This is a genomic window from Clostridium sp. CTA-19, assembly GCF_054767855.1.
On the sequence record NZ_BAAABH010000007.1, the window covers coordinates 133,420 to 150,464 of the forward strand.

14 protein-coding genes are annotated in these 17,045 nt (G+C 24.3%); 11 read left to right on the plus strand and 3 right to left on the minus strand.

Translation table 11 applies throughout. From position 1 onward, the window contains the following. Positions 1-35: 35 nt before the first annotated feature. Positions 36-674, minus strand: coding sequence for a TIGR01906 family membrane protein (locus tag ACYUE0_RS05935; protein ID WP_460269857.1), 639 nt, complete (start codon positions 672-674; stop codon positions 36-38). 550 nt (positions 675-1,224) lie between these two features. On the opposite strand from ACYUE0_RS05935, the gene ord reads away from it, so the two are divergent. The 5 genes from ord (at position 1,225) to ACYUE0_RS05960 (ending at position 7,168) form a co-directional block, all read left to right on the plus strand. Beyond that, entirely contained in the window at positions 1,225-2,271 is a 1,047-nt protein-coding gene (gene ord / locus ACYUE0_RS05940; RefSeq protein ID WP_061995411.1) for a 2,4-diaminopentanoate dehydrogenase, read from the plus strand. A 311-nt stretch (positions 2,272-2,582) separates the two neighbouring features. Then, positions 2,583-3,920, plus strand: coding sequence for a sensor histidine kinase (locus ACYUE0_RS05945; RefSeq protein ID WP_061995412.1), 1,338 nt, complete (start codon positions 2,583-2,585; stop codon positions 3,918-3,920). Between the two features lie 8 nt (positions 3,921-3,928). Further along, on the plus strand, positions 3,929-4,648 hold the full coding sequence (locus ACYUE0_RS05950) for a LytR/AlgR family response regulator transcription factor (protein WP_275934979.1): 720 nt from the start codon (positions 3,929-3,931) through the stop codon (positions 4,646-4,648). Between the two features lie 1,505 nt (positions 4,649-6,153). Beyond that, entirely contained in the window at positions 6,154-6,561 is a 408-nt protein-coding gene (locus tag ACYUE0_RS05955; protein ID WP_460269859.1) for a hypothetical protein, read from the plus strand. Between the two features lie 259 nt (positions 6,562-6,820). Next, complete coding sequence (locus ACYUE0_RS05960; RefSeq protein WP_199868952.1) at positions 6,821-7,168, plus strand: arsenate reductase family protein; 348 nt, start codon at positions 6,821-6,823, stop codon at positions 7,166-7,168. Between the two features lie 211 nt (positions 7,169-7,379). Here ACYUE0_RS05960 and ACYUE0_RS05965 read toward each other — a convergent pair whose 3' ends face one another. Continuing rightward, complete coding sequence (locus ACYUE0_RS05965; RefSeq protein ID WP_460269860.1) at positions 7,380-8,009, minus strand: TrkA C-terminal domain-containing protein; 630 nt, start codon at positions 8,007-8,009, stop codon at positions 7,380-7,382. A 475-nt stretch (positions 8,010-8,484) separates the two neighbouring features. On the opposite strand from ACYUE0_RS05965, the gene ACYUE0_RS05970 reads away from it, so the two are divergent. Beyond that, positions 8,485-10,038, plus strand: coding sequence for a BCCT family transporter (locus ACYUE0_RS05970; RefSeq protein WP_460269861.1), 1,554 nt, complete (start codon positions 8,485-8,487; stop codon positions 10,036-10,038). 95 nt (positions 10,039-10,133) lie between these two features. On the opposite strand, the gene ACYUE0_RS05975 is transcribed toward ACYUE0_RS05970, so the two are convergent. After that, positions 10,134-10,337 carry a heavy-metal-associated domain-containing protein gene (locus ACYUE0_RS05975; RefSeq protein WP_199868962.1) on the minus strand — a complete coding sequence of 68 codons (204 nt, stop codon included), beginning with the start codon at positions 10,335-10,337 and terminating at the stop codon, positions 10,134-10,136. Positions 10,338-10,516: 179 nt separating this feature from the next. Between ACYUE0_RS05975 and ACYUE0_RS05980 the strand changes: the two genes are divergently transcribed. From ACYUE0_RS05980 to ACYUE0_RS06000, 5 genes are all read left to right on the plus strand, one after another. Then, positions 10,517-10,981 carry a hypothetical protein gene (locus tag ACYUE0_RS05980; protein WP_061995420.1) on the plus strand — a complete coding sequence of 155 codons (465 nt, stop codon included), beginning with the start codon at positions 10,517-10,519 and terminating at the stop codon, positions 10,979-10,981. Between the two features lie 552 nt (positions 10,982-11,533). Beyond that, on the plus strand, positions 11,534-12,259 hold the full coding sequence (locus ACYUE0_RS05985) for a lysoplasmalogenase (protein ID WP_460269862.1): 726 nt from the start codon (positions 11,534-11,536) through the stop codon (positions 12,257-12,259). Between the two features lie 223 nt (positions 12,260-12,482). Next, complete coding sequence (murJ, locus tag ACYUE0_RS05990) at positions 12,483-14,006, plus strand: murein biosynthesis integral membrane protein MurJ (protein ID WP_460269863.1); 1,524 nt, start codon at positions 12,483-12,485, stop codon at positions 14,004-14,006. Positions 14,007-14,049: 43 nt separating this feature from the next. Further along, on the plus strand, positions 14,050-14,874 hold the full coding sequence (locus tag ACYUE0_RS05995) for a MerR family transcriptional regulator (protein WP_460269864.1): 825 nt from the start codon (positions 14,050-14,052) through the stop codon (positions 14,872-14,874). A 244-nt stretch (positions 14,875-15,118) separates the two neighbouring features. Beyond that, positions 15,119-16,477, plus strand: coding sequence for an MATE family efflux transporter (locus tag ACYUE0_RS06000; RefSeq protein WP_460269866.1), 1,359 nt, complete (start codon positions 15,119-15,121; stop codon positions 16,475-16,477). The last annotated feature ends 568 nt before the right edge of the window (positions 16,478-17,045 follow it).

Genomic DNA, 17,045 nt, shown 5'->3' on the forward strand with positions numbered 1-17,045 from the left:
TACATCAATGGAAAATAATAAAATACTTATTATCATCAGTTTGATTTTCTTGAAATCTTGTGAATGATTTTTAAAAGTATTCCAGACAAACTGGTTATACATAATATAATAACTGAACAGTGATAAAAAAACTTTTCTGGTAACAATAAAATTATGGGGTCTAAAGACGAGTTGAAAATCCAATAATCATTATTAAAAAATAGTTTATGGAACAATGTAAAAATATAATTAAAGTTAAACAAGGATGCTAGTACTATTAATGCTGAGAATGTAATTAGTATATTTCCACTATATTTAAAAAATAAGTAATCTTTATTTATAATTTTAAATAGTCCATATAAAATACTAATTCCAAAAGTAATAATCCATAAACTTCTTAATGATTTAAATATCATCCTAACTTCATAAAAATGAGTTTTACCATTTTCAGAAGATGGTAGAGATGGTAAAGAAAAATTATCATCTGTCTTTTCTAGTATATAATCTACTGCATAGTTATAGTTTTTTTTAATTTCATATACAGATATAGGCATTCTAGATTGTAAATTCAATGTATTTATATCAAGATAGTACAAGGGTTTAAACATACATACTGAGAATACTGCTGATATTATTATGAATGTGCTTATACAAAATGCTAGAAAATAATTTGAAAATATATATTTAAAATTCACATAAATTCCTCCCAAAATAAAAAACATATATGAATAGTTTTCCATTTTAAAAAGACAAATATTCAATTAAAAACAATAAAGTATAAATTAAAATGTTAAAGTTTTATTAAGTTTTATAATAATGGATATTTATATATGGATTACTTAAAAATAGCATAAAAATATGCACTTAAGAGCAAGAAAAGTTGCTATTTTATTATATTCAAATGATATATAAACAAACATGCAATGAAATAAGTATATTTAAGCAAAATAAGTTGCACATTAAAAAAGTAAATTTAAGAAATGGTGGTATAAATCATTAATTATTATAATAATTATTATAATATAGCAGGTTATTTCAATATAATCTTGGCATGAATTTTGCATAATAATTATGGTATACGTTGTTTAGATTAATATGAATTTTAAAGTTTATATTTTAATTTATGTATCTGATTAAAATAGGACATGCTTGAGAATTTAGGTTGATTGAAATTCAAAAAAGGCTTATAAGTAATTTTAAGTGAAGATTTCTTCACAATATAAAAATAAAATGGGGGTAAATTATATGGAAAATGTAAAAGTAGCACTTTGGGGATTTGGGGCTATGGGAAGTGGTATGGCTAAAGTTTTATTAGGGAGAAAAGGTGTAGAAATAATAGGAGTTTGTGATATGCATCCAGAAAGAGCAGGCAGAAGTATATTTGATATATTAAATGTTGAAAAAGGCAATCGAATGGATGTAATAGTGCAATCGAATATTGAGGATGTTTTGACTGAAAAAGGTTGTGATATTTGTATATGTGCCACAGATTCTTTTACTAAAAATGCTTTTCCAAAATTAAAGTTTGCTTTAGAAAAAAAAGTGAATGTAATATCTACAGCAGAAGAAATGTCTTATCCACAAGCTCAGAATACAGAACTTTCAAAAGAATTAGATAGAATAGCTAAGGAGAATGGTGTATCAATTTTAGGAACAGGTATTAATCCAGGATTGATAATGGATTTATTAGTTGTATGCTTAACAGGGTGTATGACAGATGTAAAACATATAGAAGCTAAGAGAGTAAATAGCTTATCTCCATTTGGACCAGCGGTTATGGAAGAGCAAGGAGTCGGTTTAACGGTTGAAGATTTTAATAAAGGTGTGGAAAGTGGCAAACTAGCAGGTCACGTTGGATTTGCAGAATCAGTAAGAATGATTGGGGATGCCATTGGCTTTAATGTTGACAAATTTGAGCAACAAATGAGTCCTATTGTAACTAAAGTAGATAGAAAAGCACCATATGGATTTGCAGCAGCTGGTGATGTTGCAGGTGTAAATATGATAGGACAAGGTTATGTTGATGGAGAAGTGAAAATAGATATGATACATCCTCAACAAATTGAACCTGAAATGGAAGGAACATATACAGGAGATTATATAACAATAAAAGGAACTCCAGAGGTTAGTATGTCAATTAAGCCAGAAGTTGATGGTGGTCTTGGAACTATAGCTATGTGTGTAAATATGATACCACATGTTATAAATGCCGACCCAGGATTAAAAACAATGATAGATTTACCAGTACCAAGAGCTATAATGGGAGATTATAGAGATTTTATTAAAAGATAAATAAATTTTAGATAAATACAAAAGTGAGTGTATTTTCTTGTGAAAAAGCAGTTTAAAATAAAATTTTAAACTGCTTTTTTAAATAGAAATAACTTTATTTTAAAATATATGAAATTAAGTGTATTAAAAAAATAAATTAGAACCAAAGAAAAAATTACAATATTTAAGTTAAGTTATAAATTTACTTAAATATTTACATTGAGCAATAAATGGATATGTAAATAATTTATAATTTATGTTATATTAAAATAAAGTATTAATTAACTTATATATAATATTATTAATAAATAAATATAAGGCAGTGGTTAAAAATGTTAATACTATATATAATACTTTTGTCTACGATTATTTATAGAAGTTTTATAAATATATCAAATATAAAATTCAATATAGAACAGGCTATTTTAATATTAGCATTAATAGATATAATAACAATATCAGTTACTTTCTTCGAAGAATATTTACCTACATATGTAAGCGATTGCTTGCCAATAATTATTATTAATATAAGTTTGATAATAGTGTACTATATAAAAAATAAAAAACTTTTATTAGGTACTATGACTGTAATTTTTTCAACAATAACCTTTGTTATAGGAGATTATGTTGTTGATTGGATAAAGATAGGTTTTTTTAATGTTGATTTAGCTTTGAATATTGAAATTACATATACTAAGCTTTTAGTGGATTGGATTATGGTCTATGTAGCTGTTTACTTTATAAGTTATTTTGTTGGAAAATTATTTAGAAAAAACTTGTCTATGATAGATTTTTACTTTAAATTTAAAACTTCCGTTTTAGTATTAATAATATTATCATTAACATTATTAATATATTATGTAAACATAATATTAAACGAAAGTTGTGCTATATCAAATAAATTAGTTAAGTTTAATGGAGCGTTATTCTTAATATATTTTATAACATTAATACTTATTATTTATTCAGTTCTTATTACTGTAAGAAAAGAACTTCAATTTGAAAATGACAAAATACATTTAAAAAATTTAAGAGAATACACATCTAATTTAGAATCAGTATATGCAGGGGTAAGAAAATTCAGACACGATTATATAAATATTATTTCATCTATGGCCGGATATATAGATGAAGGGGATATGGTAGGACTAAAAAAATTTTTTAATGAAAATATTGCACCTTTGAGTGAAGAAATGAACTCCAATAATTTTAAATTATGCGTTTTAAAAAATATTGAAATTTTAGAATTAAAAGGTATAGTATCATCTAAAATGATAGTTGCAAAGGAAAAAGGAATAAATTTAAGTATAGATGTATTTGATCCTATAAAAGAGGTGAAAATGAATATTTTAGATTTATGTAGGGTAGTAGGAATTATACTAGATAATGCTATAGAAGCTTCTTTGCAATGTGAAAAACCATTTTTGAAATTAGGTATTATAAAAAAGAAAAGGTCTATTTTAATAATAGTAATAAATAATTATAAAGATGTTTTACCACCTATAAGTAAATTGTTTTTAAGAGGTTTCTCAACAAAAGGTGCCAATAGAGGGCTAGGTCTTAGTAATTTAAGAGAAGTGTTAGATAAATATGAAAACGTAATATTTGATATTGAATTAAATAATGGAGAATTTATGCAGACATTAGAAATATATTCAATGGGGGGATAGTTATAAATATTTTTCTTTGTGAAGATGACAAAAACCAAAGACAAAAATTTAATAGGATAATTAAAAAAATAGCAAAAGAAAAAAATATAATTTTGGATGTTAAAATTTCTACAGATAATCCAAACGATATAATCAAACATTTACAAGATAATGAAACTGTAGGCGTTTATTTCTTAGATGTTGATTTAAACAAAGATATTAATGGAATCGAACTTGCTTCTAAAATAAGAGAATACGATTCCATAGGGGTAGTAATATTTATAACAGCTCATTTAGAGATGAGTTATCTTACTTTTTTATACAAAGTAGAGGCTATGGACTATATATATAAAGGGGATATAAATACATTAGAAAAAAGAATGGAAGAATGTATTTTAAAAGCTAAGAAAAAGTTCGATAAAGAAAAAAACAAAGAAAGTATAAGCATAAAAGTTTATGACAAAATTATAAACATAGATTATGATGAAATATTATTTTTTGAAACATCCCATAATATGCATAAAATAATTTTACACGGGGCAAAAAGACAAATAGAGTTTTATGGTAAATTGAAAGATATGGAAAAAGAGTTGAGTGAAGATTTTTATAGATGTCATAAATCTTTCATAGTGAATAAAAATTATATAAAAGAAATTGATACTAAAGAAAAATTAATACATTTAAAAAATGGAGAAAGATGTTTAATAGCATCAAAACTTGTGAGTAAATTAATAAAAGAAATAATTTAATATATAACAAAAGGCGAGATTAAATTTTTAACTCGCCTTTTGTTGTGAATATATATATGATTTTAAAGCCTTACGTTGATGACTTTAAATTTTTGGTATGTATCATAATGAAACAAGCTGAACATTTATCTTATAGAATAGTTTTAAATATTTATAAGCTTGTTATCATTTTTTAGGAACTAAAATCTTTCATTTAAAAGTAAAAAATAGTTTTAAATTCCTATATATAATTAAGCATTATGAAATAAATTTAATGATATTATTTGCTAATTATTTAAAATTAATTTTAAAAATACAATTATAAAATTTTTGACAAACAAAAGAATATAAAAAACAAGAACTGTATTTATTAGTATGTAAATTTTTTGAATTTTAATATTATTTTTTACATCATTAAAAAATTTTAAGCATATTGCAATAATAAAACATATTATAAAAATTATATGATATATCATAAGTTTCTCCTTATGAGGTATTAATTCTTAAACCATAAACAATATATATCATTTTATAAAAATTTTAAATCTATTTTACTTGAAATACATTTTTTTATACCTAAACAACAGAAAATATAAATTTAAAATTATATTAAAGCATAAAATGTTAAAAAATTATATTATAAAACCTAAATAAAATAGATTGTTGTCCATACAGTGAGTGTCGCAATTAAAGTATAGTAATGAAAAATAATATATACTTTACACTGAATTTCAATTATACAACAACCTATTTTACATATGTATATAGAATTTAATATACATATAAATGATAGTAGTATGTAATAATTTGTGTTTAAATAATATAATTAATATTATTTTATTTTATTTTATAATATAAAAAATAAAGTTATTTTTAAAGCTATATTACTTAAAATATATTAATTTATACTTAAAAGATTAAAAAAATAAAAAAATTTAAAAGTCCTAATAAACATAAAAATGTACATATAAGAATTTTAAATACATTTAATTTGTTATGTAAAAATATAATTATTAATATAATAAAAAGGTAAATAATAATCTGTAATATAGAAAAAAATTTAATAAAACAAATTTGGTTAGTTATATCTGAATAAGCTAAAGATATAAGTATTAATGCTAAAAAAATACTAGAAAAATTTAAAATTTTATTTACCAATGTATTCACCTCGATGAAATGCAGATAATATGTAAAGTAATGAAAATATAATACAAAATATTTATAACAAATAGAATGGATAATACTTGAAAAGTTAAAATTTATACTTGAAAAAGTGAATTTAATATATTTGAAAAAAATAATAAATTATAGTATATTAATATAAACTAATAAAAAATTAATTTAATTTAAATTATTATGAAAACTTAGTTCAAATTAAATTTTTATAACATAAAATTTGAAATTAAAGTTATTAAGGTAAGATGTCATATAGAAGTTAAGTACATAATAATTTGGTTTTTATAAGTTACTTTAAAAGATTATGTACCATTTAAATGTTTATATATTTTGAAATAGAGGTGATATATATGTTTTTAATGGAATTGCAATTAAAAGAAAGAAAAAGTTTTTTAGATTTGGCCCAATATACAATGAAAGTTGATAGATATGTTACAGCTAGCGAAAGCTGGATGCTTAAAAAATTTTCTGAAGAATGTGGCTTTTTTGACAATGCATATATCCCTAGAAAAAGGCAACTTGATGATATAATCAAAGATTTTGAGAATTCAAGAAAGAAAATTAAAAATATAGTTATTTTTGAATTATATAGAATGATATTAGCAGATGGAGTTTTTCATGAAAAGCAAAGAGAATTAGTTGATCATCTTGCTAAACAATGGGATTTCACTGAAGATGAGATTTCGGAAATAATAAATTTATCACAAGAATTGATAGAAATGGCATTAAAATCTTATAAAAGATTAAGTATGAATTAAAAATGAAAAGGAAGTATATGGGGTATTCATATGCTTCTTTTTATTTTAAAATGATATATAGGGAAACAAGCTCGAATTTAAATTTATTCAATAACTTTAAAATGTTTTTATACAATATGTAGTGTTATTCTAAGTGATTCGGATTATATCTCACTATTTTAAGTATACAAGTTTTGAAATGAATAATTTAAAAAGTCAACTTAAAACTCTATATATTTACTTAATTTCATAAAAAACTAAATTTAAAAGGTGGTACTAGATGAATATACAGATTTTTGGAATAAAAAAATGTTTTGATACAAAAAAAGCAGAACGATTTTTTAAAGAAAGAAAAATTAACTTTCAGTTTATAGATTTAAAAATGAAAGCTCCCAGTAAAGGGGAACTTCAAAATATAAAAAATGCAGTAGGATTAAACAATTTAATTAATTCTACTTCGAAGGATTATAAAAAATTGAATCTAGATAAAATAAGAGGAGAAGAGACTAGAATGGAAGTTTTATTAAATAATCCGCAACTTTATAAAACTCCAATAGTTAGAAATGGTAAGAAAGCTACAATCGGATATTCTCCTGATACCTGGAATGAATGGATAAAAGAACAATAGTATAAATCAAACATGGAAATGTAAGATTATATGTTTTAAATGATGAAAATGAAGTTGTAAAGATAAAGTATAATGATGGGAAATATGTATTTATAAATTTTGAAAATAAAAATAAAACAGAAGAGTTTTATAAGAAATTAAAAAAGTAAATATAAAATGCTATAAAAAGTTTCTATGAATACTATAAAACATAGAAACTTTTCTATTATATTCAATTAAAGGGATTAATCATGTAATTTTCAACATTTTCTAGAACCTCATCATTACCTACATAAATTAAAATATCTTTAGCTAATAATGTAAAGTAAGGTCCAGGAGATAAAAAAGTTTCATTATCACGCTTCACACCAATTATTGTAGCTTTTGTATGATGCCAAAAATTAAGATCACCGATACTTTTGCCAATTATAGAACTGTCAACAGGTACAGTACTTTCAAAGGGAATTATTGTACCTACATTGCGAAGTTGAGTGGCAAATTTTATTATAGAATTTAATTTTTGTTCAATTTCATTATCAATTTTTTTCTTTTCGTTTAATAGTTCAAAAGTTTCTGATTTTAAGTTATTGAAATCAGATTGCGTTTTAAACTTATTTAAAAATTCAACAGCCTTTTTTCTACTGTTTATTATTATTCCACTTTTCTCATTTACTGTAACAACATCCATGTCTTTAAGCAATGCAATAGATCTTCTAATAGTTTCAGGTGAAACTTGATAAATACTTACAAGTGTTGTTCTACCTGTTATTTTGCTACCTTCAGCAAATTCATTTTTAACTATTCTATGAGCTATATCAATAGCAATTCTTATGTAGTTTGGAATTTTCACTTTCTTTGTCATTATACATATGCACTCCCCTAAATATATACTATAAAAATTAAATGTTATAAATTTATTAAAAAGCTAATTTAAAAGTGAAATTAGAATAATTATATAGTTAAATAAGCTAGAATTTTAATTTATTCATGAATTATAGAAAATTTTTATTCTAATTATATTATTCAATTTAAGCTATTTTCAATTATGTGGTTACTATTTAGGCATCGAAAATTTCTAATGTATAAGTTGAAAGGAAATTTTAGAGCCATATATATTCACACAAATTTAAATTTTATCATAAAAAATATAAGATGTAAAATCAATATAAAGATATAATTATAACAATTTGCAATATGACAACTTATGTGTTAGTATAAATGTGTCAGAATAAAAAAAGTAAGTAACTTAATATATTAAAATTAAGTTATTTTTTTATTCTCAAAACTGACAACTTTATAAAAAGGATAAGATTTCACTTAGGGGGTAGATAAATTTTATGATTTATAAAAAAGAGAAGAATATTAATAAAAAATTTTTGAAAGATAATATAGTCTATATTAGTTCTATAGTATTTGCTATATTGGTAGTAATTTGTGGAGTGTTTTTTAGAACTAGTTTAGAAAATGGAGTAAATTTAGTATATTCAATAATAATAGATAAATTTTCATGGGTCTATTGTGGTCTTATGCTTATATTCTTTTTATTTTGTATATGGATAGCATTTAGCAAATTTAAGAATGTAAAGCTTGGGGACGATGATTCAAAACCAGAATTTTCAAATTTAACTTGGTTTTGTATGCTTTTTAGTGCAGGAATTGGAATAGGACTAGTTTTTTGGGGCGTAGCAGAACCATTAACACATTATATTAAACCGTTAAACCTTCAAGGGGCAACACCAGAGGCAAAGGAATTTGCTTTTACCAAATCATTTCTTCATATGGGAATATCCGCATGGGCATGTTATTCAGTTTTAGCATTAGCACTAGCATATATGCATTTTAGAAGAAAAAAACCCATACTTATTAGTAGTTTATTAATACCTTTAATAGGTGAGGAAAGAGCTAATGGAATGTTAGGAAAAATTGTTGATATATTTACTGTATTAGCAACGATGGCAGGAATAGTTACATCTCTTGGAATGGGGACTCTTCAAGTAAACAGTGGGCTAAATTATTTATTTGGAGTACCAGATAACAATGTTGTAAAGATAATAATAATATCAATAATAACAGTGTTATTTTTAATATCTGCTTGTACAGGTGTAAACAAAGGGATAAAAATATTATCTAATACCAATATGATTTTGGCAGGGATATTTTTAGTTATGGCAATTATTATAGGACCATTTAGTGATATGTTCAATAATTTAATCTTAGGATTAAAAGGGTATGCGGTAGAACTTGTTACTACTAACAATAATATCTTTGTAAAAGGTGAATGGTATGGGAAATGGACTATATTTTATTGGGGATGGTGGATTGCATGGGCTCCATCAGTAGCAATATTTATAGCCAGAGTATCTAAAGGTAGAACTATAAAAGAATTTATAAGAGGGGTATTGTTTGTTCCAGCTGGTTTTTGCATTATTTGGATGAATGTATTTGGAACTTTAGGTATTAATGCACCGTTAGATGTTGGAATGGTTGCTATAGAAAAAGTTGAAACTGCATTATTCATGGTTTTTGAAACATATCAATTAGGATGGATAATGTCAATAATAGCTGTAATTTTACTTTTTACATTTTTTATAACCAGTGCAGATTCTGCAACTTACGTTTTAGGAATGATAACATCAAATGGAAATACAGAAGTTAAAAATTCTAAAAAAATAGTATTAGGGATGATGCAAGCTGGAATAACTATAGTACTACTTTTTGCTGGAGGGCTTGCTATGGTGCAAAGTGCATCAATAGTTATGGCATTGCCTTTTGGTATTATAATGCTGATTGTAATTGTAGCCTTTACAAAGGAGTTATATGCAGTTGAAGGAGAAAGTGAAAGTTTGAAAAGTAAAAAAATAAGTGTGAAAAAGGTAGAATCACAGAGTTGAACAATTAATATTTATAAGCATTAAAAATATGTTTTAAAATAGAAAATAATAAAAGTAGGCAGTAATTTTTTAAATTACTGCCTATTTTTATCCAATTATTTTATTGAGTAGCCTGTATTTTCAATACAAGTTTTTATTTCATTTTCAGTAGCAGGTGAATTATATTCAATTTCCACAGATCCTCTTGCAAGATCAACTGCTATTTGTTGAATCCCCTCTATTTTAGTTAATGAATTTTTAATTTTAGTTTTACTCTCTGAATTTGCCATGCCGGAAATATTGAGATGTATTTTATTCATTATAACTCTCCTTTCATAAAATGATTTTAATAATGATTTTAGAATAGCTTTTAAGTATAGTATTAAGTAAATAATTAAAATTTATCCTTATTTAATATTAAAGAATTCATAAAATTATTAAGCTTGAAATAGTATATTAATAAGAAATAAAATAAAAAATAACACAAAAGGAATTTAAAATGGGAACAGGCAGAATAAGAAATATTCCAAGTAGACAATTGCAAAATGCTTTAGGTAGTGAGGAAGAACAATTATTATCATCTATACAAGCTATTTTCGTTGCGCCTATAAGAAATGTAGCTATTGATATTCAGTTTGGTATAACTATAGAATATTTTTTTATAATACTTTTATATTGGGTTAATAAATATAAAAATGGAAATTTTGAAGGGTTAGAGGATTTAGGAGAATTAGAGGTAGATGCTGAAACAATTGAACAAGAAGATGATATTTATTTTAAAAGTATAAAGTTTTTTGTTAATATTGCATATGTAAAAAATAAAAATGATATATATCCAGTAGCGTATGCAATAATATTACCTATAACATGGAAAGAATTTATTACTTTTTTTACTATAGGTAAGATGACTAATCAATTGAGAGAAGAAGAAGTTATAGAAGAAGAGACAGAGACAGGATTATAATTAAATTGGTTTATATATTAAAGTAATTTATTTATAAGTATAGGTAAACAAGCTCCAATTTAAATTTATTCAATGATTTAAAAATGCTTCATATGAAATATAGCATTGAATTCTAAGTGATTCGGAACATGCCTCACTATTTTAGGTATCCAAGTTTAAAAATGGATAACTTTAAGAGTCAACTTGGAACCCTATATAGGGAAACAAGCTCCAATTTAAATTTATTCAATAACTTTAAAATATTTTCATACAAGCTTCAGCATTGAATTCTAAATGATTCGGAGCATGTCTCACTATTTTAGGTATCCAGGTTTTGGAATGGATAATTTTAAGAGTCAACTTGGAACCCTATAGAGGGATACAATCTTGAAATTAAATTTACACATGAAATTTTTGTTATCAGTTGAGAAAAATAACTACAACTGTTCACTAGTCACTCTTAACTTTTAACTAAAACAATCTGTTAGTTATTGGGAAAATATTAATTAAAACTTTCTCATTTGATAAATGAATAACTTTAAAGCCTAGTTCAAACAAATGGAGGTGAATTTTGTGTTGGTAGCAAAACGGATATTTTTATTAATTCCAATATTGCAGTTTATAATTATAATTTTAGATAGTGTTTATGTAACGATTAGATGCAAAAAAGAAGGAAAAACCAATGGTGAACTTCATACTTTCATAAAAATGTTATTTAGTTTTTCAATGATAATAGTGGCTTTCATTTTTTGGGAAACAAATAACAATGAAAATTTAAAAACATATTTAATGTTCATATTTTTAGGAATGACTTTTTCAGCAATTGGGGATATGGCAATGGCAAAGCTTATAAAATCAAAAGATAGGTTAATGTTAGGTATGACGTTTTTTTCACTAGCACATATACTTTATATATTAAGTTATATAGAAATTACTAAGATTTTTCAATATGAATTTGGTGGACTGATTTTAATTTTCATTATAGGTTATATAGTAATTTTAGGTGTATGGAAAAAGTTTGTTTATAACAATACAAGAACTAAAAAATTTAATTTTATTAGCTTAATTTACTCAATTCTTATATCAACTATGATGTTTTTATCATTAAATTTAGCAATAGAATCTAAAGGGGAATTTATTATTTTAACTATAGGGGCAACTATATTTATGATTTCGGATTTTATAATATCTTTATCAGAAATAAAGGAGATAGGTCTTAAAAATCAATCCATTTGGGTTTGGATAACTTATGTTATTGCTCAAATTTGTATAGTTTATAATTATCTACTAGTTTTATAAAATTTAAATAAATATAGTGATTAGTGGATTTAGAAACATTTAAATATATAGTGGAAATAGACGGGGTTGTATCAAAATGAAGTTTTTTAAACTTGATTTTGATACAACCCCTCTTTTGTGTAAATTAAAATTTGAGTTTATTTCCATATAGTATAGTAGAAGAAAAGTTTGTCTATAGTGTATAATATTATGGAAGTGATAAGAAAAGCATTTGGAGGAAATTATGAAGAAAAGATTAGCAAAAGCTGCTACGGTCATTATGATTATGACACTTATAAATAAAGCTATAGGATTCTTAAGAGATGCATTAGTGGGGAGTGCTTTTGGAACTACCTATCAGACAGATGCTTATAATATAGCTATGAATGTATCGGACTTTTTATTTATTATGATTGCATTAGCTATTACAACAACATTTATTCCAATACTGAGTGATACCTTAAATAAAAAAGGTAAAGAAGAAATGTTTGATTTTGCAAATAATATTATGAATATAACAACGTTATTAGGAATAATACTAATTATTTTAGGCGTTATATTTTCTCCGGCGATTGTAAAAATTATGGCGTTAAATGCAGATAGTAAAACTTTTAACTTAGCGGTAAATCTTACTAGAATTAGTGTTGTAACTTTAGTGTTTTTGATTATGCATTCAGGGTATACTGCTATACTTCAAACTATGGATGATTTTTTAGGACCAACAGTTGTTGGACTTATATTCAATATTCCGGTTATAGTTTACATATTATTTGGTGCAAGTGGTGGTGTATATGGGTTAACAATTGCAACAGTTATTGGAGCTGCACTTAGGGCGTTAGCTCAAATTCCATTTTTATATAAACATGGATTTAGGTTTAAACCTATATTAAATTTAAGAGATAAACGAATAAAAAAAATGCTAATGTTGATTTTGCCAGTAATAATTGGAGCATCTGCGAATCAAATAAATAAACTAGTGGATCAAACATTAGCATCAGGCATAGCTAATGGAGGAATATCTGCATTGGTTTATGGTCAAAGAGTATCCGATGTTATTTATGCTACTTTTGCAGTGGCTATAATAACCGTTATTTTTCCAACTATGTCTATGGCTATAAGTGAAGATGATGGAGCGAAATTCAAATTTTATATGGAAAAGGGTATAAATAATATGAATATGATATTATTTCCATGTACAATAGGATTAATAGTACTTAGTACACCTATTATAACTGTAATATTTAAACATGGAATATTTGATGATAGAAGCGTAGAAATGACTGCTTCTGCACTTGCTTATTATGCAATTGGTATACCTTTTTTTGGGCTTAGAGATATATTTAATAAATCATTATATGCAGCTCAAGATACAAAAAAATCTACAATAAATGGAATAATAGCTGTAATAATAAACATAATATTAAGTTTATTATTCATAGAAAAACTAGGGTTAAAAGGACTAGCGTTATCAACTTCATTAGCTGCAATAGTAGCTACTATATTGTTATTTGGAAGTGTAAAACAAAAAATAAAAAATATAGAGACTAAACCTATATTTAAACCGACGTTAAAAATATTTATTGCTTCATTAATAATGGGAGCTATAGTTAAACTGTCTTATGATTTCATGTATGAGATTAATATGTTACTAGCAATAGGTATATCTATCATAATAGGTGTAGTTATTTATGGTTTATTGTTAAAAGTGTTTAAAGTATCTGAATTTGAAGAGATTATTATATATATAAAATCTAAAATTAAAAGTTAAATATAAACTTAACAAAAGCAAAAGGTATAAGGGTGAATTTTAAATGAAAAATAAAATTTTAATTGGAGAAATGGCAAAGTTACATAATGTATCAACTCAAACTCTTAGATATTATGATAAAATAGGACTTTTTAAGCCACAACACATAGATGAAGAGAATCAATATAGATATTATGATGTAGAACAATTTCCAATGTTAGATTCTATATTGTTTTTTAAAAAATTAGGAGTTTCTCTAGATGAGATTAAAGCATATTTTCATGACAGAGATTTAAATAAAATGGTAGATTTGTTAAAGGAACATGAAAAAATTTTAAAAAAAGAAATAAATATTTTAAATAAACATTTAAAAAATGTTAGAGAAAAAATTAATATAGTTGAATATTATAGAGATAATAATAATTTATACATATGTTCTTTTAGAGAAATGGAATCAAGAAAAGTTGTGTCATACAATTTAAAAAACGGTGGAAATAGTGTGAATTTTGAATACGGTTTGAAAGAATTATACAAAAAAGTTAAATATGACAATTATATTTTTAATAGTAGAATTTGCTCCACAATATCTAAAGAAAACATATTAAATGGAAATTATAAGTATTTAGATGCAGTAGGGTTATTAGTTGAAAATGCTAATATCAAAGAAGACTATATTAAAGTTTTAAAGAAAGGAATATATGCTACTATTACGTATACTGGTGATGATGAGGAGAAATATTTTAATAAGTTAATGAGATTCATAAAAGATAATAATTACAGCGTAAGTGGTGATGGAGTAATGATAACGATAATAGATATAACTTTTTCAGATTATAGTGATGAATACATAAAAGAAATGCAAATACCAGTTGAATTTAATAATATTTAAAAAATAGCTAAAAGTAAGTTTGTTTAATTACTTTTAGCTTTTTTTATAAAAACATTAAATTCAGAATAGGGATAATTATGTGACAAAAGAATAAAAGGAAAGCTTATATTTCTTTCGAAAAAAATATCTTGACATTATAGTCGCTATAACCTTTACAATACCTCTTGGCGCATAAATAAAGTGTTCTAAAGTAATTTTAGATACACTTTTAGATATATTTAATTTAATTAGAGGAGGAATTGTTATGGGGAAAAGAGTAGATTTATTAAAAGATGATGTAAAGAAAACATTTATAAAATATTTAATCCCAAGCATTGCAGGAATGATAGGTTTATCTTTAAATATTTTATTCGATACAATATTTGTAGGAAGAGGGGTAGGAAGCGATGGTCTTGCTGCATTAAATATAGTAATACCTATATTTAATGTTTTTTCAGCAGTAGCTTTATTATTAGGAATAGGTGGAGCAACAGCAGTTTCAGTATCCATGGGAAAAAAAGAATATGATAGAGTAAATAAAATATTCACTACATCTATATTGGTTAATATTTTAATAGGATTAATAATAACTATTTTTTCCGTAGTATTTATAAATAAACTATGTTATGGCTTAGGTGCAACTGAAGAAATTTTTTCAATGGTAAAAAGTTATCTAGGGGCAATTGTTTGGTTTAGTTGGGCATTTTTAATGGCTAATACTTTGGCGATTTTTGTTCGTAATGATAAAAATCCTAAACTTGCAATGTGGAGTATGCTTGCAGGAAATATGGCTAATGTAATATTTGATTATATATTTATATTTATTTTAGGATGGGGAATGAAAGGTGCAGCAATAGCAACAACAATGTCTCCAGTAGTAACAATAGTACTCTTAAGCACTCATTTTATAAGAGGAAATAATACATTAAGAATTACTTGTGATAATTTAAAAATAGATATAGAAATTTTAAAGAGAATATTTAAAAATGGTTTTCCAAGTTTTATAATGGAAATGTCAAATGGATTAATAATATTTGCATTCAATATGGTTATAGGTAATTTAATAGGTTCAATTGGTGTATCCTCATATAGTATAATTGCAAATATATCGCTGATATGTGTAGCTATATTTAATGGTATAGCTCAAGCTATTCAACCAATAATAAGTATAAATTACGGAGCACAACAATATGATAGAGCTAAAAAAGCTTTGAAATTAGGTGTGATAACAGCATTTTCTTTTGGCGTAGTATTTTATGGAATAGGATTTTTATTCCCAGAATTAATAGTTAGTCTATTTAGCAGAGGAAATGATAAGCTTACATCTATAACAGTTAATGGAATTGGTATCTATTTTATAGCATTTTTATTTATGGGATCAAACATATCTATGGTTTCATATTTTCAATCAATAGAAAGTTCTAAATCATCTACATTAGTTTCAATGTGTAGAGGGATTATATTTGTACTTATTTCATTATTAGTATTACCAAAGGTTTTTGGAATAAATGGAGTTTGGGCAACTATACCAATATCAGAATTAGCTAGTATTGTAGTTGCAATAATGTGTGTAAAAAAGACAGATATGGAAATTGAAAAAGAAAGTAGCTATAGCTTAAATTAATAGTAGTAAATATAAAACAAATAACTAGCCAGTTATAGGCTAGTTATTTTTTATATAAAAATGTGGTGTAAATTTAATTATTTTTTCTTTTTAATAATTTTCTTTTTAATAGTTTTCTTTTTAATAACTTTATTTTTAAGCTTTTTAATAGTTTTTTTAATTTTTTTTAATTTTTTAATTTGTTTCATAGAAATACCTCTCTAAATTCATAATTTTGGAATATAATTAAATTATAAAGTTTTAATACATATCTATTATATATTAAGGGAGATACTTTTTAAAAACAAAAAGATCAAGTATTAAAAAATATAGATATGGCTTGAAGATTAATATAGGGTTCCAAGTTGATAGCTAAAATTATACTGAATAATAAAAATCTTTCTACAAATACTTAATATACGTAAATTTTTAAATAYAAYATTGTATAGAAAGGATTTTATTATGGGAAGATCAGCTATAAATATTGAAACACTGCATAATTTTAAAATTGAAGAATTAATAGAAATACGAAATTCAACAGAAAACAACCGACAAAGGTTAATATTAACTACTGTTATAATGAGATATT